The organism is Vibrio sp. La 4.2.2 (assembly GCF_027586995.1).
Classification (GTDB): domain Bacteria; phylum Pseudomonadota; class Gammaproteobacteria; order Enterobacterales; family Vibrionaceae; genus Vibrio; species Vibrio mediterranei.
Genome location: NZ_JAPPTJ010000001.1, coordinates 465,897 through 484,779 on the forward strand (window position 1 = coordinate 465,897; position 18,883 = coordinate 484,779).

Below are 18,883 nucleotides of genomic sequence, written 5' to 3' on the forward strand. Positions count from 1 at the left end.
CCGCTCACGATAGGCCCAAAGCTTGGATAATCATCTCAGGCTCTTGGGTCTCTTCTATATCGAACCGTCTACAACTGTTTTTCTATCATTTGGGTGATTTTAGTGTCAGTAGGAGAAATACCTGAAGAGAATACACCAACCACCGCACCATTTTTGTCGATAAGATATTTGTAGAAATTCCACTTTGGGGAAACCCCGCTCTGCTTAGCTATTTCGGAAAACACCGGGTTGGCTTGCTGTCCTTTCACTGAACTGCGCGCCATCATTGGAAATGTGACGCCAAAATCGAGAAAGCAGACTTTCGCGGTATTCTCTTCGCTGCCACGATCTTGGTTGAAGTCGTTCGATGGGAAACCAACAACACTAAAGCCCTGGTCCTTAAATTGATTATGTAGCTGTTCTAATTGCTCAAACTGTCCGGTAAAGCCACATTGACTCGCGGTATTAACCACCAATAGTACTTTGCCCTGAAACTGCTCACACAGATTGACATCATTCGTCGAGTTTAAGGCTCTTTGAGTTGAATTGAGTATCGTAGGACAAGAGGCTGCCAATGTCTCTTTCGCTAGTAAGCCAAATAGTAGTCCTAAGACCAATGCTTTTAAAACCATGCTCATACTCACCTCCCTTAGACAATGATTTGTTTACGGGTAAGAATAAGAATAGTTCATCGGCAACGATGCTCAAGAATTGAAATAATCACTTATTTGATGCATAAAAATTCAGCCACATAAAGTGGCTGAATTCTAATACGTTACATTGTAATGCGTTGGCTTTAAGGCGGGCTTAGTTCATTTTACTTTAAAAGACTAAAGCGTTGCTCTGAATTGTTCTAACAACTCACGCTGTGCATCGGTCAGATTGGTTGGTGTTTCAACTTGAATCTTCACCAATAGATCGCCCGTTTCACCTTTACGATTTGTTATGCCTTTGCCAGTCATCTTGAACTTGCGCCCAGTTTGCGTACCCGCAGGGATTTTAAGCTTAAAGCGACTGTCTAGCACATTCACTTCTACTTCCCCCCCCAGAGCTGCAGTGACCATATCAACCTTGGTATTGCAGATAAGGTCATTACCATCGCGATCTAAAAACGCATGTGACCTAGTTGCAATAACGAGTAGTAAATCACCCGCAGGCCCACCATTGACACCTAATCCACCTTTACCTGAGTAGCGAATCTTTTCGCCATCTTTGATACCGGCAGGGATCTTTACATTGATCTTTTTCTGTTCACCATTGATTGGCAATTCGACCGTTTTTTCAGCCCCTTGAACTGCATCAATAAAGTCGACCGTCAGAGTATATTCTTGGTCTTGCCCTTTTTGAGCGCGCGGACGCCCACGACCACCTCGAGCTTGTGAGAAGATATCCTCAAAGCCACCAAAGCCGCCGCCACCGAAGCTACCTCCGCCAAAACCGCCACCTCGTTGACGGAATGCGTCACCGAAGATGTCTTCGAACCCACCGCCGCCATGACCACCGTGACCGCCATGTCCACCAAAGCCGCCACCTTCGAATGCCGCATGACCAAATTGGTCGTACTGACTACGTTTTTCTTTGTCCGTTAGAATTTCATAAGCTTCTTTTACTTCTTTGAAATTCGCTTCTGCCGTCGCATCTCCGGGATTTTTATCGGGGTGATATTTCATCGCCAACTTCTTGTAGGCTTTTTTAATATCTTTCTCTGAGGCTCCCTTGGAGACACCTAGCACGCTGTAATAATCTCGTTTTGACATGCTAAAACCTCACTCAATTTCTCACTCAAACGGAAAAAAGGGCGTATGAGTTCCCTCTTACGCCCTGAATACCGATAAGTTTATGTATTTATGAACATAACTCAACTTTTAATTGCTCGAAAACAATTATCTGTCGGTGGCGTTACTTCACTTCTTCGAAGTCAGCTTCAACCACATCGTCATCAACATTTGATTTAGCTTGAGCCTCACCATTTGCCGCTTGAGCTTTCTGTTGAGCGATTTCCATTAGCTTTTGAGCTGCAGCCATTAGCGCTTGTACTTTCGCGTCGATCGCTTCTTTGTCTTCACCCTTGCGAGCTTCTTCAAGCTCAGTGATCGCTGCTTCGATCTTCTCTTTATCTTCTGCAGGTAGCGCTTCACCAGCTTCTTCTACTTGCTTACGAGTACTATGAATCACTTGGTCAGCTTGGTTACGTGCCGTTGCTAGCTCTTCGAACTTCTTGTCCGCTTCTTTGTTAGCTTCTGCTTCTTGAACCATTTTCTCAATGTCTGCATCGCTCAGGCCACCTGAAGCTTGGATAGTGATCTTCTGCTCTTTGCCAGTCGATTTATCTTTCGCAGAAACATTCAAGATACCATTGGCATCAATATCGAACGTCACTTCAATCTGTGGCAATCCACGTGGCGCAGGCTGAATACCCTCTAGATTGAATTGACCTAGAGACTTGTTGTACATCGCTTGCTTACGCTCACCTTGAACAACGTGAATAGTCACCGCACTTTGGTTATCTTCTGCGGTTGAGAATACTTGATTCGCTTTAGTTGGAATCGTCGTGTTTTTCTCAACAAGCTTAGTCATGACGCCGCCCATAGTCTCGATACCTAGAGACAGAGGAGTAACGTCTAGCAGAAGTACGTCTTTAACATCACCAGCTAGTACACCACCTTGAACTGCAGCACCCATTGCTACTGCTTCATCTGGGTTCACGTCACGGCGAGCTTCTTTACCGAAGAACTCAGCCACTTTCGCTTGAACCATAGGCATACGCGTTTGGCCACCAACAAGAATGATATCGTTGATATCACCAACAGTTAACTCGGCATCCGCAAGTGCGGTTTTCAATGGCTCAATTGAACGCATCACGAGATCTTCAACTAGAGATTCTAGTTTCGCACGAGTCACTTTTACGTTCATGTGCTTAGGACCCGTTGCGTCAGCTGTTACATACGGTAGGTTCACATCAGTTTGAGAAGTAGAAGAAAGCTCGATCTTCGCTTTTTCTGCTGCTTCTTTAACACGCTGCATTGCTAGTGGATCGTTTTTAAGATCAATACCTTGCTCTTTCTTAAACTCATCAACCAAATAGTTGATTAGACGATTGTCAAAGTCTTCACCACCAAGGTGTGTGTCACCATTAGTTGCAAGAACTTCAAAGGTTTGCTCGCCTTCGACTTCATCAATCTCAATGATAGAGATATCGAATGTACCACCACCAAGGTCATACACAGCGACGGTGCGGTCACCACCTTTCTTGTCTAGACCGTAAGCAAGTGCTGCTGCTGTTGGTTCATTGATGATACGTTTAACTTCTAGTCCTGCGATACGACCAGCATCTTTGGTTGCTTGACGCTGTGCATCGTTAAAGTAAGCAGGAACTGTGATAACAGCGCCAGTTACTTCCTCACCAAGGAAATCTTCCGCAGTTTTCTTCATTTTCTTAAGTACTTCAGCAGATACTTGAGGAGCCGCCATTTGTTGGCCTTTTGCTTCTACCCACGCATCACCGTTGTCCGCCTTAACGATTTTGTAAGGCATGATTTCGATATCACGCTGAACTTCTTCGTCTTCAAAACGACGACCGATTAGACGCTTAATAGCAAATAGCGTGTTCTCTGGGTTTGTAACTGCTTGACGTTTTGCAGGTTGACCTACTAGCGTTTCGCCGTCTGTATAAGCGATAACCGATGCGGTTGTGCGCTCACCTTCAGCATTTTCGATTACGCGTGGTTTGTCGCCATCGAGCACTGCAACACATGAATTTGTTGTACCTAAATCAATACCAATAATTTTACTCATAATAATACCTCTCCTCTTCGCATTATTTTTTCTAATGCAAAGTATGTAATTCTATTCTTTATTTGAGTGCAAGTATTTCACTCTTGCACTCTAGATGTCGCTACACTGCATGTGTAGGCAGCAATACTTTTTAGATAAGGCTAGTGAGATCCAATTTCAAATCGAATTCTAAAATCGCCTTATCACATTTCACTTCTCAATGATTATTTGTTGATTGAGATTTTACGTGGCTGCATTGCTTCTGGAACTTCACGAACAAGATCAACGTGCAATAAACCATTTTCCATGCTTGCGGCCTTAACGGTTACGTAGTCAGCAAGTTGGAACTTACGTTCAAAGTTACGCTCTGCGATGCCTTGATAAACGTAGTTTGGTTTGGTTTCTACAGACTTAACTTCACCAGAAACGATAAGCATATTTTCGTTCTGAGTAAGAGTTAGTGCATCTTCAGAAAAGCCTGCAACAGCCATCGTTATACGATAGTTATTTTCGTCTTTCTGTTCGATATTGTATGGAGGGTATCCATTAGAAGATGGCTTTTTCGCGCTATTTTCCGCTAGGTTGAATAGGCGATCAAAACCAATGGCATGACGGTATAGGGGAGAAAAATCTACATTACGCATAATACTATCCTCATAAATAAGCAATAGTTCTTGATGTTTGATTCACCAAGACCGGAGACATACTCTGTTGCACCTCATTGGCGCCTTAAGACATATGTTCCATGTGTTAACAGGTTAAAGGAGCTTGTTGATATCGACTATTGCAACGTCAACGTCCTTTGATTACAGTTGCCTTTACTTCCCTAATTAGGCGAAGTAGACAACTCAGGAACTCCATTCGGCAGTTCGTGTAATCAATATATGCTTCCGAGATAAACCTGTCAACACTAATATTAGTTTTTTTTATTCTTCTTTTTCTTTGGGCAGTACCGCAACTGTGATCATATCTTTCAGAACGATTTGTTTCGCTAACTGTTGAACATCAGCCGCAGTCACCGCCGATACTAACTGTTTAAACGTCTGCTCATTAGCAAGGTTCTCGGGATAACTTGAAGCTTTGTACATCAGACCAAACCAAAAACCATTATTCTCGTAGCTCTGTTCAATACCATCAATCATAGGCGTCACTGCACGCTTAAGCTCATCATTCGATACACCCGTTTCCTGGATGTCTCTGATCAACTTACGATAGATATCAAACACGATATCGACATTATCAACTGTGGTATTGCTGTTCAAACTAAGATAACCGTAGTCCTTGTACAGTAGTGACTGTGACGAATCTACCCATGGTGAATACGCCTTACCCGTCTTTTCTCGAATAGCATCGTTGACGCGCAGCTGCAAAATAGAACGCAGTACCGCGAATCCAACCACTTGCTTATAATCGCGTCCATCAGGCAAAGAGAAGTAGCCCGACGCTAGTGCCGTGTTCTGTTCTCCTTGGTGATACAACGTGTAATGCTCACCAACGTTAAGCTGGATATCATCTCTTGGTCTAGGAACAAAGTCTTGTGCCTTGATATTTAACGCTCCAAACGTCTGAGCGACATAATCCACCGCCTGTTGTTGGGTGATGTTACCCAGCAAAGACACTTCGATTGGACCTTGATTAACAGAGCGATCGACAAACTGCTTCAATGCGGTTAACGGTAGTTTGTCGATTACCTCCACTTTCGGGTATTCCCAGCGAGGGTCATCTTGATACAACACCTTGCCAACATTAAAACCTAATACGCCCTCTGGAGTTGTCGGGTAACTGTCATAAACTGACTTGAGGCTCTGTACAGCAAGAGCATGACCGCTTGGTCTGTATCCAGGATGTGTCAAAAATGCCGCTGCCACTTTTAGTTGGTCTAGAGTATCTTGTGGTGGCACTCGGTAGTGACCTTCGATAGCATCATCAGTCAGGTAGTAACTGGCACCAATTTGTCGCCCTGAGAAAATTGACCGTAAATCGTTAATATCATGAGCTTCCAAGCCACCAGCGATGAAGGCAGAGTCAAACAAGGTAGCTAATGGGGAATCTTTCTTTGCAAGATCAAGCTTGCCTTTGCCCACTCGAACACTGATATAGACCGCATTGGATTCAAACTCAGTTGGTTTAACATTGAGATAAACGCCATTGTCGAATCGATATCGTGTCACATCTCCAAAGGCGGTTTTCTCAATTAGCTTGGCTGTCCCTGGTTGCCCAAAGTTCTGATACGCAAACTGTACTTTTTCTGCTTCTGCATATGGCTTAACTTGCGTCGATTCACTGTCTTTGTATGCCTCAAGTACCGTCTTGGCCGTAACCTTGGACTGGGGTTTGTCCATCACATAAATTCTTGGATGCTTATCGCTCCAATGCTTGTTGAATATTTGGTTATACGCAGAAATCTCTTTCGGTAACACATCACTTTCGAATAATGACAATGCAAATTCATTGCTCGTTGATACCGCTTTATTATTGATATCATTAACGACACCTGCTACGTAGCTCGAACTCAGCGTATCTTTAGTGGCTTCAGCATCCAGCTTTAATAATGTGTGATATTTATCTAATTGACGCTGAATTTCTTGTTTAGAAAACCCGTACTTAACCGCCTGCCTTAGGGATGATTCCAGCATATTGACCCCAGCCTGCCATTGGTCCGACTTTGTCGCGACACTCAGTTGATTACTCGTAACAACATCAAACTGATTGTAAGAGCCAACATAGGGAGATAACAGTTCGCCTTGGCTTGCGAAAGCGGTTGTCTCTAGACGGTATTGAAGCGCCTGATTAGCTACATAAAGCATGAACTCTTCAACTCGCTTGGCACGAGAATCAGGCGCTCGATTTATAGGCTCTAAGTAGTTAAATTCAACATGTGTCGTCACATTGCTATCTTTAAAGACTCTTGCTTCGGCTGTGGTTGGAAACATCACTTGCTTGCTATAAGGAACAATGTCATGACCTTTGTTATCCCAGCTTGCAAATTGTTTCTCTACCATAGAGAACACAGATTGGACGTCAACATCTCCGGCAATAACTAGGGTTGTATGATTAGGCGTGTAATAGTTATGGTAGAACGCTTTTAATCTCGATTGATTAACTTCCTTCATTCCTTCTAACGTGCCAAGTGGAATACGATCGATAATATTCGCCCCTTGAAGTACATAGCTAGACCAATCTTTAAGTATTCTTAAATCTAAAGTTGTTCGTTCGCGAACTTCTGAAGAAATAACGGGTAACTCACGAGCAATAGCATCCTTATCTAGTGTTAATTCTGATGCCGTTTCTCTCATCAAAAACAAGGCCGTCGATAGCGTCTCTTTATCGTTTTTTGGCAGATCTAACATGTAAACCGTCTGCTTAAAGTTCGTTTCTGCGTTACTGTCCTTACCAAAAGACAGTCCGTGTCGCTCTAGAATCTGAATCATGTCGCCTTCAGGCACATTAGTAGAACCGTTAAACGCCATATGCTCTAAAAAGTGCGCAAGACCCGGTTGTTTGCCAGTTTCTTGTAGCGATCCCGCACCAACTCGCATTCGAATCGAAATCGCTTTTTTCGGTTTTACGTTCTGAATTACGACAACCCGCATACCATTGTCTAAGACTTTTACATGCAATTTCTCATTCAACGGCAAATCAGACTGTTCAAACCAAAGGGTTGCTTTATTATTCGGCGTCTCAACATGCGCATTGGTTGCATATGAGAATGATAGAAGGAGCAAGGTAACGATAAATACTGATGATTTCATCAGATAAGCTCGACCTAATTGAGGAAAAACCATATCAAAAATTCCCTGAAAGTTGGTGTTGTCACTTGGGCGTAACAATACACAGATAGTGTGCATAGTTTCTTATTGTATTAAAAACTAACCAATGTCTTTGTAATAGTCTGTAGTAGCGTGTTTCGCAATTACATTGTTGCGAGGCATATGTGACAAATCACCTATTTCATAATTTTTGATAAATCTTTACCCACTATGGTATGGATTGCATAAGAAAATTCTGCTCTTATGGAAAGGATTATTAACGACGTCATCGAGCGTGAGAGTCGACAAATAACCGTCCCAAAGAAGGACGACGACAGCCACACTCCCCCGAAACGTCTTTTGTGCTTGTAATATAAGGAGTTATACAATGCCGAAGGAAAATCAATATTCCCACATTTCTAGTAACGCTCGTCTTCGTAATACCACCGCGATGATCCTAGCGGGAGGTAAGGGAACACGGCTTAAAGAACTCACCTCAACTATTGCTAAACCAGCGGTCTCATTTGGCGGCAAATTCAAAATCATCGACTTTGCCTTGTCAAACTGTATTAACTCTGGTATCCGCAAAGTTGGTGTACTCACTCAGTACATGGCTCAGGACCTAATTAGCCATATACAATCAGGTTGGCAATCGTCCTATTCTGCCTTAGGTGAAGGTGTCCATATCATTCCTGCGCAACAACGTGTTGGCGAAAACTGGTATCGAGGCACTGCGGACGCTATTTACCAAAACCTCGACCTGATAAAACGACACGATCAAACTGAGCGCATCTTGATTCTTGGTGGAGACCATATCTACAAGATGGACTACTCTCGAATGATCAACTTCCATGTGGAAAGCGGCGCTGATGTCACCGTGGCTTGTATTCAAAAACCCATCGAGCAAGCATCTGAATTTGGCGTAATGGGATTAAACGACGAAGGCGATATCATCAACTTTGTAGAGAAACCAGCAAACCCAACCCCTATGCCTAACGATGACTCTAAGGCTCTCATTTCAATGGGCATCTACATTTTTAACGTAGATGTTCTAGATGCTGAATTGCGTCAGGCTCTTACCTGTCCTGACTATAAGCACGATTTCGGACACAACATCATCCCTAGTCTTATCGGTCGCAGCAATCTCAAAGGCTATGTGTTTACAGAACGTGGTCACCCGGGCGCCAATGGCTATTGGCGAGATGTCGGTCATGTAGATGAATATTATGCTGCCACGATGGACTTACTCGCTCCGACACCAGAATTAGATATCTATGACAAGAGCTGGCCTATTATGACCAACCAAGTTCAGCGTCCTGGAGCTAAGTTTCTGTTTAATGACCCAAATCGTCGTGGATATGCCGTAGACTCAGTGGTTTGCGCCGGCGCAATTATCTCGGGTGCACAGGTTACACATACTTTGGTCTCTTCTGATGTTCGCATCGATGATTTTACCGAAATCACTGACAGCATTTTGCTGCCAAGTGCTTCGGTAGGACAAAACTGCAAGCTGAAGAAAGTGATTGTCGGCGAAAACTGTCACATTCCAAACAGTATGGAAATCGGCTTTGACGTGGAACTGGATAAGCATCGCTTTACTGTTACTGACGAAGGCATCGTCCTCGTAACTCAGGACATGTTCCCGCTGAAAGAAGACAGCCCTCTCGTTTCCGAAGGTGAGAAAAACGCTCAAACCGCGTAACGGCTTCTCGCATTCCTCTATCAAAACGCCCTAAACTATCAGGGCGTTTTGTGTTTATTAGGTTATACGTTGCGTGAGTTCTTAATAGCTACGATCATCACAAGAAGTACAAAGTACAGTCCAAGAAGCGGAAATGCAGAACCGATAGGCAAAGTCGAAGCAACAAACGAGACCAACGCCGTACACAACCAACTGCCCGAAAAAACAATGGCGTTAGCGACTCCGGCAATATGCGGGAAAGGTAATAACGCCTTTCCCAGATATAACGGAAATAGCATTCCCAGAGAAACTATAATCACGGCAACTGGCAACAAGAACGCCAACAAATTCAACCCATAAATATATTGAAATGACATACCAATCACTAACGCGGCTAGCGACGCAGTGATTGCAACGTTGGTTTTCCGTTCAGCGGATACACTAAATAAAAAACGATTTGCCAAATTACCTAGCAACCAACATGCACCCAACGCTAATGCAATATTGCCATAAAATACCGGACTATAACCCAAACGAGATTGGATGATAAAAGGGCCGACGGTATTGAACGCTGGCAAAATACTGTAGAAAACACCACAAATGATGGCTGTACGTTGAAAGTTTCGATTAAAAACGATCTCGGTAAGATTGCTTTTAATTTGCTCCCCACGTAATGGCTGCACAATTTGCAGTGTTTCACGAAAAAACAAGCAAAGAAAAACGCCTCCTAATGCGACCCAGATTGCCAGAGCAATAAAGACAGATTGCCAACCAAACATAGATTCTAAATGACCGCCTACAAACGGGGACAAGGTAATTCCCATCGCAAACGAAATCGTAATCCAGTTAACCGCTTTCAGATACTCCGCTCCATGATACATATCTTTGATCACTGCCCTGCCTCCAACACAAATCAGAGACACGGCTAGTCCTTCAACCAATCGAAGTACAATTAAGCTGTAGATGTTGGGAGAAATGATGGACAGGAGCAAGGCAGCAACCAGCAAGAAGACTCCTATAAGCATTGGTGTCTTGCGGCCGTATGCATCGACAATAAAACCAGCAACTAACTGCCCAAGGCCAAACCCCAACATTGCTGACGTAAATGACCATTGAGTTACCGTTTCAGTAGACGAAAACTCGGTTTTGATGGAAGGAAGAGATGGCACCACAATATCCACTACTATCCCACCTAGAGAGATGAGCAGGTACATAAGAATTGCGAGGTTATTTCTTTGCTGGTTAGTCATAGCAAGTAATAAAAATATCAATTTGGTGGTATATCTACTCTTTTAATCCTAGTCCTCCTCAACGTCTAGATAACGAAAATTCACAACTAACTCAGCGTAACGTTAATCTCACCATAGCGTTTTATCGATTCAATCCAAGAGTTTACTTCGTTGTCGTCAGGCATTTCCGCATCGACATCATACGTTTTGCCAATTTCGGTCGCTTTTCCTTTGCCAAAATTATGATAAGGAAGCACCTCGACCTTTTGGATATTTGTCATAGACTTCGCATGCTGTGCTATTGCCGCAAAGTGGTCATCAGAAAGGTTGTAACCGGGGATCATAGGGCAACGTAGAATCACTGATGCGTTGATTTCGTTAAGCAGCTGAAGGTTGGTATCTACCAAGCGGCGGGTCATGCCCGTTAGCGTTTTATGAAGCTCATCTCCGGTGGCCTTGTAGTCAAATAAGAACAGATCGACATACGGCGCTATCATTCGATAATGTTCCGTTTTGGAAGCACCATTGGTTTCAACACACACATGCACATCATTAGCTTTGCACATTTTCGCCAACGCTAAACAAAATTCGAATTGCTTAAGCGCTTCCCCACCGGATAATGTAATACCGCCGCCTGACTTGTCGAAATACACCTTGTCTTTAATGACCTCAGCAAAAACCTGTTCTACCGTCATCTCCTTCCCATAGATCTTGAGTGCATCTTGCATACAAGCATCAACGCATTGACCACAGGTTTGGCAAGCGTCAAAATCAACATTGTGGTTACCTTCAGCATCAAAACTATGTACATTGTTAGGACATACTTGCTCGCAACGACGACAACCAACACATTTATCCGCATTGAACGCGAGCTGTTTCTGAGCGCTCAGTGATTCAGGATTGTGGCACCACACACACTTCATTTGACAACCTTTCATAAACACTGCCGTTCTAACACCTGGGCCGTCATTGACACTGAATTTCTGGATGTCGAATACCACACCTGTAGTTGATGATTGAGCGAAGGATGTTTGAGAAGTAGAGTCTTTGATGAGCATGTTTTGCCTCATAACTGTCGCAAGAAAAAAGGGCGAACCTAAACTGCCGTGTTCGCCCAATCGGAGGTGTTTAGTCGTTAAGCGTGCGATTTAGAATTTCTAGCTGTACGTCTTTATCTAGGTTGACGAATTTGGCACTAAATCCACCCACACGAACCACAAGATTCGGGTATTTTTCGGGATTGTGATAAGCATCTTCAAGCTCACCTTTGCCCACTACGCTGACCATAATTTGTGGCCCGCCCTGTTCAAAGTAGCCATCCAGTAAAGCTTCAACGATCATGCGTTTGTTTTGGTACATATTCTTACTGAACTTCATGTTTTGCACCGAACCCGCATGTATCTCGGCTTTCAATTTTGCCAGCGAGTTTAGCATCGCCGTTGGTCCGTTTTTATCAGCACCACTTTGCGGATTGTTGGCATTACTCATATAAACACCAGTATGACGGCCATCAGCCGACGCGCTGGTTGCACGTCCCCACTCAGTGTTCACTTGGTTATTGATGATAACGACTAAGTAGCTGTCCATACCCACCTTTGCCGCGGAATCTTTAATGCCGTTGCATATGTACTCGTGCATTTCCACCGCGATATCATCGACATACGCATCATCATTACCAAACTTAGGTGCGTTGATCAGATCGTATTTCATACGGTCATAACCATCAAAATTGACGCGTAGTGCCTGAATAAGCTCGCTATAACTGTATTTTTTGTCCTCAAAGATGACTTTTTTGATTGCCGCTAAAGAATCGTAAGCGTTGGTGTTGCCGTACGTTTCGTTAGTACCACCCAACTTATACACGCCACCATCCAGTAGAGCTTTACTACGACCAATACAGTCATCCGTCAAAATACTGGTAAACAAGAAACCCACTTCCTGATTCATCACTTGATAAGAGAATGCTTGAGCTTTCGAGGTCAGTTCAATATAGAAATCCAGCAGGTCTTTGTAGTTCTTGACCACATCATCAAAGCTTGTGACTTGCTCAGGTTGTAGCAATGTGGTGCCGCCACTTTTGTTTTGACCGTCCCAGAAGTCCGTGCCGCCTGTAAGCGAAATGTTTAGAATTTTTAGGATGTTGATACACGTGTTCGGAGTTCCAACACTTTTACCAGATAGCACAAATTCACCACAGCCGAATGGAACATAGTGTTGTGCATCTTGTTCGGAAATCTGCATCGAGTTCATTACGGCAGGTACGTTCACATCATCATTATATAGAATCGGATAGGTCAGACCTTCGCCAATCGCTTCTAGGGCATCTTGGTAAACTCCCTGATTCATCCCTTTGTAAATTCGAAGAGTAAACTGCGGCTCAGTATCTTTGTTCTCACGCACTGCCTGAATCGCAAGCTTGCAATATACATCTGCGGTTTCAGGATTGCGTCGACCAAGACCACCAACAACGACTCGACCATTAACCGTGGTTTTACGAGCTTCAATAAGGCGATAGTGTGATCGAATATAATTGATAGCTTGACGTTCAGTAATGCGCCCAGCCTCCAAGTCAGCTACCAGTAAATCACCTAAATAATCATCCATACGACCAAAGTTCACCACCCCAGAACATAAGCTATACAACCATGAGAGCTGGATACCTTGTAAGAATGTTTGTGGTTTATCATTGCGAATGGCATTGAGCGCATCGATCAAGTCATTCATTTGATGTTTTCGCGTTAGGTCAGTGGTGGCTTCAAGCTCTTTCGCACACAGTTTGATATGGTGATCAATGACCTTCTCAACAATATCAAAGCAACCCAAGAAGGATTCATGCAGCGCAATGGCTTTTGTATCGTGACAAGCGCGAGCAGAATCGAGCTTGTCACCAATTAGGCGGCGCATACCGCCGATACCATTATCAATCAGCTTATTGTAATCAAGGTACATGCCGCTAAGGCGTGCTGTGGCAATAGCAGGATAGTTTACGTCAACAAACTTACCAAGCGTGGCTTCGGTTAACGTTTGGCGGAAGTAAATGGAGCGCGTGTCTCTCTCTTTCCAGTAGTCCAACAATACGTCTACTCGGCTATGCTCTTCAGGAGAAAGTTCCGTTTTAAAGGCTTCAAGTTTGTCAAAATTACAGTAGTGACCCACGCCACCGACAGAAGTCACACTACCAAAACCAATAGGCAGAGCGTCTAGACGACCCACGACGATATCTTCCGATTCGATTTGGCGGAACAACACAGGATAGAGTTCAGACAAGCAAGCCACTTCTCGTTTATAAAGATTTTCTTCGCTTTGATGGGCTCGCGTATAAGCTTCCATAATTTCAAGCTGCAGTATTGCTGGCTTCTCGCATGGAATTTTCTTGTTTACGTCTACTTGGCTTGGATTATTTTCGATTTTGGATGACATGGTAGGGCTCCTCGTATCTTTATGAGATAACCATAAATCCACACTAAAAATATGTAAATACAAATATTGGTGATTTTGCCAAAAGAATGATCGAGATCATGCATCAAAAAATGTTACTAACCACTTTGTTTTGGAATGGGCTTTTCTGGTAACATCTTGAGTATTAACGGATGGTCTCTCGATACCTTTTACTAGATATGTGTTAACAGGTATCGGCTTAAGAGGCTTTGGTCAGCAATTTGTATAGTTGTAAATGAAGTAATGAAATACGTAGAAGTTTATCAAGCAATCAAGGCTGACATTATCAATGGCCTTTCTCCAGCTTGGTCTCAGCTCGAAGGTGAGCACGCACTATCAGATAAATTTGGTGTCAGTCGCCCAACGTTAAGAAAAGCGATTGAGAAGTTAAAACAAGAGTCTTTTGTGCACTCTAGACAAGGTTCTGGTATTTTTGTCAATCCGCCAGAGTTTTACCAAGACAACAATTTAACTAGTATTTCTGAGCGAATTAATAAAGACACTGACTTAAAAAACATCGTGCTAGAATTTAGTTCAGTCCTAGCAGATCAATCACTTGCAGATAAGTTTCGTTTAGAAGCTGGCGCTAATCTTCATCACTTCAAAAGAATGCGTATCATCAATGGTGAACCCGCTATTCTTGAAGAAACTTGGATGCCAAAGAGTTTATTTCCTGACTTCACAGAAGCTCACTGTGAGCACTCTGTTCTTACCTACGTGGAGCAAGTTGCAGGGCATAACATAAGTCATGATGCAAAAACCATCTCCGGCAAGATGCTGAATGACAAAGAAGCATTCCTGCTAAGAGTCGAGCCCGGACACTTGTGCCTTTCTATCCAACATAATGTGTATCTCCTGCATTCAGTACTCGCGCAATACACCATTGAAACCTTGGCTTCAAACGAACTGACCACTGTATCAATACGCTGATTTATCAGTTATTTAAATCACCATATAGGCGGCTTTATCCTATTAAAACCGCCTGTGTTCTCTCCTCAACTACCCCACGCCTTTGGTTAAGACCCAGTCAAAAACCACCACTTGACTTAACAAATATTTTTGTGACTTTGGAAGTGCTTTGGTTTCCAATATTCGTTATCCACCTCACAGTTCACCACAAATCAATATACCCACACACAATATAATGATTTAGATCAATCTCTATCTACAAAACCATTACTAAGATTATTTTAAATTTGTAAATACATAAATTAAAAATCCCTACCAAGAAGAGATCTACATTATGATGAAAGAGATCCTAAACGCGCAGCTAATCAAGCTTGATTTGGCGGCAACCGACAAGGACGCGGTATTCAATGAATTAGCAGATGTGCTAGTCAATGCTGGCAAAGTATCTGACAAACAACAATTTGTGAAAGATGTCTGGGCACGCGAAGAAACTGGTAACACAGGTTTTGAAGATGGCATTGCACTACCACATGCCAAGAGCGCCTCAGTTGTTTCGCCAGCGATTGCCGTTGGTATCAGCAAACAAGGCATCGAATACGGCGCGGAAGACGGACAACCTTCTAATATCTTCTTTATGATTGCTTCGCCTGAAAAAGCGAGCAACTTCCATGTCGAAGTCCTTGCGAAATTATCTTCAAAGATAGTTGAGCCAACATTTTTAGAAAACCTACGAAGCGCGACATCTAATGAAGAGGCGCTTGCCTTATTAGTGGCAGACGACAAAGCATCGCAACCAACTGTCGAAGCTACCAAAGGCTTTATTATTGGTGTGACGGGTTGTCCGGTAGGGGTTGCACACACTTACTTAGCAGCAGAGGGCATCGAAAATGCTGCCGCCGAAATGGGGTACGAGTGCAAAGTTGAAACAAACGGCTCTGTCGGTGTTAAAAACATCCCTACCGAAGAAGAAATTGCGCGTGCCGATGCCATTGTTGTGGCTTGCGATAAACAAGTTGATCTTAATCGCTTTAAAGGTAAGCGCGTTATTATCACTGGCGTCAAAAAAGCCATCAAAGATGCTGACAAGTTGATTGAACAAGCCCTTGCCGCCCCTCTCTATGCGGGTGATGGTAAGTCTAGCGCGAGCCAAGCGACAACGAGTCCTGGTGGGTCAGGCAAAGACCTATACAAGTACCTAATGAATGGCGTATCTCACATGATCCCATTTGTAGTCGTCGGCGGTATTTTGATTGCCATTTCCCTAGCTATCGGCGGAGAACCAACCCCGGGCGGCCTTGCTATTCCTGAAGGCAGTTTGTGGAACAAGATCCTTGATGTCGGTGTGGTCGGCTTCACCCTAATGATTCCGGTTCTAGCCGGTTATATTGCTTACGCTATCGCGGACCGTCCAGGGCTTGCACCGGGCCTCATTGGTGGCTGGATTGCCAACAACGGTTCATTCTATGACGCTGATGCTGGTACAGGTTTTATTGGTGCAATCATTGCTGGTCTCTTGGTTGGTTACTTCGTGAAATGGATTGTCAGCTTCAATTACTCGAAGATGATTCAACCACTGGTCCCTATTATGATCGCGCCAATCGCTGGCTCGCTCTTTATTGCCGCCGTATTCATCTTCATCATCGGTGCCCCAATCGCGGGCATCATGGAAACCATGAACAACGTCCTAGCGAACTTATCAACCGGGAACGTAATCATCATTGGTTTGGTCATCGGTTTGATGCAAGGTTTCGATATGGGTGGTCCATTTGGTAAAGTGGCCTTCCTATTCAGTGTTGGTCTGATTGCCGAAGGACAAACTCAGTTTATGGGTGCACAAGCGGCAGCCATTCCAGTTGCTCCATTAGGTATGGCATTAGCTGCATTCCTCGGTAGCCGCATGAAACTGTTCGAACGCGAAGAAGTCGAAAACGCAAAAGCAGCAACCGCTATGGGCATGGTCGGTATCTCCGAAGGCGCCATTCCGTTCGCTGCACGTGACCCATTTGCTGTAATCCCTGCGAACATGATTGGTTCAGCAGTAGCTTGTGTGCTTGGCTTTACCTTCGGTCTAACTTGTAACGTTGCACACGGTGGCCCAATCGTCGTTCTACTTGGTGCGTTCAACAAACCTGTTCTAGCATTGCTCGCAATGGCTATCGGTGTTGTCACTACGGCCGCTGTTGCGATTACGCTGAAGAAGATTCGCTATAACAAAGCGCAAAAAGAACAAGCGACACAGTTAGCAATGAGCTAAGTCCCTTGCATATTCGTAGTCTCAACCATAAGTAACCAGGCGACGTCATAAGCCAGCAGTGAACTCTGCTGGCTTTTTAGTTTAGCCAAATACGCACAGGTCGGCGCACTACAATCATGACCGTCCGAGTTATCGTTTACACATTAAATAGAGTTTCGATTTGGGGGTTGCAGATACGCTTTTTCCACTAAGAAACGCGGCCTGTTCCTCATCTAGCCAAAAGGGTAAAGCTACGGGCCATGCAGTCACATCAATATGACGTTTTAGAGCTTCAATATCCGGCTTAGTTACTAAACTGGCATTTAGCGATTGGCATGTTTGCTTCGCTACTTCATAAGAGAAACGTTGCCAACGTTGGTTAGCTTCCCAGTTAGAAATGCGTGGACTCTCCGGATAGGTAGGAATAAAGAAAGTCTGTTCGCCAACTTGTTGTTGGGTCTCAATAACAACCTTTGGTTCGTTGTAACTCTGAAGGACTGATGTCACTTGACTACGATTCGCAGAGATGAATACGTGCTGCCGGAGAAAAGTCTCTTTTTTAATCAGGCTTGAAATATAACGTCCAACCACCTTGGCATCGATATATTGAAAGTAAGGACCACTCAAGCATCGGTAGTACTCTCCGTCAAAAGATTGCACTAGGTTACTTTGCGTAGCAATTGCCACCTTTCGGTGAGTATCATCAACATGAAATGGATTAGAAGAGGCTCCGCATTGCACCCAATAAAAAGCAGGCTTTTCGTCAGGTTCATCATTTCCATACAGCCCCTGACCAATAGGACAGTCCGGTGATAGAAGCGGCAAAAATGATGAGTATCGCGTTGTATCACAACGCTCTTGTACGTACTCGGTAGCCGCACTTTCATGTTCAAGCGCTAACAGTGGAAAGCTATTGATAAGTAAGACGGTTAGAGCGAACCGTTTGTAGTGTGAAGCAAGCAAAGTGTACATTCCCAAAGCGAGTTCCTTTACAGCACTTCTGGAACGATCATGACCTCTCGCTCTAGCGTTTCATCAATGCATTCGTTTAGCCATTGGATTCGTGCTTGTAGCTGTTTACATTGAAGCTTAGCGGAAGAAGCTTTCTGCCTGTCGTGAGCAACATTTTCTAGATAAAGCAGAATGTTGTTCAGCGCTTGTTGAGTTTGGTGCAAGCCACTGAGCAAATGTGAATGTATGACATCACTAGAATCCATACTTCCGCTTGCCATCAATTTTGCGCACAGCTCATCTCGTGTTGCAGGAAATGCTAGCTTTCGCCCAAGCCAATTGGCAAGTGCCTCTCTCCCCTCTTTTTCAACTATATATTGTCGTTCTGTTGGCTGATAGCTGTGCTCGGTCGTACTCGTACTAATCCAACCATACGAGGTCATTCGTTTTAGTTCGGTATATACCTGTTGAGAGTTAACTTGCCAGTATGGTAACGCATTGATAGTTCGAACTAACGTCGCACCATTCACCGCTTTTGTACTAAGGTGAGTCAATAAAATGTATTTGAGTGCCATATTCGCCAGATGATTCAAGGAGTTGGTTTAACATTCTCTAGAGCTAAGTTCAAAACCTTCTCTATTCATCATCTAAGGCAACATTTATTTTTTTATCTGTTTCGTATTGATTCAGTGCGTACACAGACCAAATAACCGCAGGTATCCAACCAATTAAAGTTATTTGCAGAATCAAACAGATCACCCCCGCTACAGGTTTTCCGATTGTGAAAAATTGCAACCATGGAATAAGAATCGCTATTAATAGTCTCATTAGTGTTTCTCTATTGACCAAAAAGTTGGTCATCTACCATTGAAAATATTGCACTAGTATATCTTTCACTCGAAAACATTGATGTCCGATTATTCTTGCTTTGTTTCCTTCA

Annotated in this window: 14 protein-coding genes; 3 read left to right on the forward strand and 11 right to left on the reverse strand. The window is 43.7% G+C overall.

Features of this window, described 5'->3' with window-relative positions; translation table 11 throughout:
* Window positions 1-68 precede the first annotated feature (68 nt).
* The 5 genes from OH456_RS02090 to OH456_RS02110 all read right to left on the reverse strand — a co-directional run bounded on the left by OH456_RS02090 (window position 69) and on the right by OH456_RS02110 (window position 7,538).
* Entirely contained in the window at window positions 69-611 is a 543-nt protein-coding gene (locus tag OH456_RS02090) for a glutathione peroxidase (protein ID WP_242456584.1), read from the reverse strand.
* A gap of 198 nt (window positions 612-809) precedes the next feature.
* Window positions 810-1,736, reverse strand: a complete 927-nt coding sequence (locus OH456_RS02095) for a DnaJ C-terminal domain-containing protein (RefSeq protein ID WP_038226117.1) — start codon at window positions 1,734-1,736, stop codon at window positions 810-812.
* A gap of 142 nt (window positions 1,737-1,878) precedes the next feature.
* The gene (gene dnaK / locus OH456_RS02100; RefSeq protein WP_270032698.1) at window positions 1,879-3,774 is read right to left on the reverse strand and encodes a molecular chaperone DnaK; all 1,896 of its coding nucleotides are present in this window, start codon (window positions 3,772-3,774) and stop codon (window positions 1,879-1,881) included.
* Window positions 3,775-3,977: 203 nt separating this feature from the next.
* Window positions 3,978-4,397, reverse strand: coding sequence for an Hsp20 family protein (locus tag OH456_RS02105; RefSeq protein ID WP_031493751.1), 420 nt, complete (start codon window positions 4,395-4,397; stop codon window positions 3,978-3,980).
* 282 nt (window positions 4,398-4,679) lie between these two features.
* On the reverse strand, window positions 4,680-7,538 hold the full coding sequence (locus OH456_RS02110; RefSeq protein ID WP_270032699.1) for a M16 family metallopeptidase: 2,859 nt from the start codon (window positions 7,536-7,538) through the stop codon (window positions 4,680-4,682).
* A 352-nt stretch (window positions 7,539-7,890) separates the two neighbouring features.
* Between OH456_RS02110 and glgC the strand changes: the two genes are divergently transcribed.
* A complete protein-coding gene (gene glgC, locus OH456_RS02115; RefSeq protein ID WP_270032700.1) occupies window positions 7,891-9,204 on the forward strand; it encodes a glucose-1-phosphate adenylyltransferase in 1,314 nt (437 codons plus the stop codon).
* Between the two features lie 62 nt (window positions 9,205-9,266).
* Here glgC and OH456_RS02120 read toward each other — a convergent pair whose 3' ends face one another.
* From OH456_RS02120 to OH456_RS02130, 3 genes are all read right to left on the reverse strand, one after another.
* Complete coding sequence (locus OH456_RS02120; protein WP_270032701.1) at window positions 9,267-10,397, reverse strand: MFS transporter; 1,131 nt, start codon at window positions 10,395-10,397, stop codon at window positions 9,267-9,269.
* Window positions 10,398-10,519: 122 nt separating this feature from the next.
* Window positions 10,520-11,470 (reverse strand): glycyl-radical enzyme activating protein, encoded by a 951-nt coding sequence (locus tag OH456_RS02125; protein ID WP_252039508.1) that lies wholly within the window; start codon window positions 11,468-11,470, stop codon window positions 10,520-10,522.
* A 70-nt stretch (window positions 11,471-11,540) separates the two neighbouring features.
* Window positions 11,541-13,832: a pyruvate formate lyase family protein gene (locus tag OH456_RS02130; protein ID WP_270032702.1), complete on the reverse strand. Its 2,292-nt coding sequence runs from the start codon at window positions 13,830-13,832 to the stop codon at window positions 11,541-11,543.
* 261 nt (window positions 13,833-14,093) lie between these two features.
* Between OH456_RS02130 and OH456_RS02135 the strand changes: the two genes are divergently transcribed.
* Window positions 14,094-14,780, forward strand: coding sequence for a GntR family transcriptional regulator (locus OH456_RS02135; RefSeq protein WP_006069342.1), 687 nt, complete (start codon window positions 14,094-14,096; stop codon window positions 14,778-14,780).
* 313 nt (window positions 14,781-15,093) lie between these two features.
* Window positions 15,094-17,013: a PTS fructose transporter subunit IIABC gene (locus tag OH456_RS02140; RefSeq protein ID WP_006069343.1), complete on the forward strand. Its 1,920-nt coding sequence runs from the start codon at window positions 15,094-15,096 to the stop codon at window positions 17,011-17,013.
* A 129-nt stretch (window positions 17,014-17,142) separates the two neighbouring features.
* On the opposite strand, the gene OH456_RS02145 is transcribed toward OH456_RS02140, so the two are convergent.
* The 3 genes from OH456_RS02145 to OH456_RS02155 form a co-directional block, all read right to left on the reverse strand.
* Entirely contained in the window at window positions 17,143-17,970 is an 828-nt protein-coding gene (locus OH456_RS02145; protein WP_270032703.1) for a hypothetical protein, read from the reverse strand.
* An 11-nt stretch (window positions 17,971-17,981) separates the two neighbouring features.
* Window positions 17,982-18,518, reverse strand: coding sequence for a PadR family transcriptional regulator (locus OH456_RS02150; protein ID WP_198558557.1), 537 nt, complete (start codon window positions 18,516-18,518; stop codon window positions 17,982-17,984).
* 61 nt (window positions 18,519-18,579) lie between these two features.
* Window positions 18,580-18,804, reverse strand: coding sequence for a YqaE/Pmp3 family membrane protein (locus OH456_RS02155; RefSeq protein ID WP_086027610.1), 225 nt, complete (start codon window positions 18,802-18,804; stop codon window positions 18,580-18,582).
* Window positions 18,805-18,883: the final 79 nt, after the last annotated feature.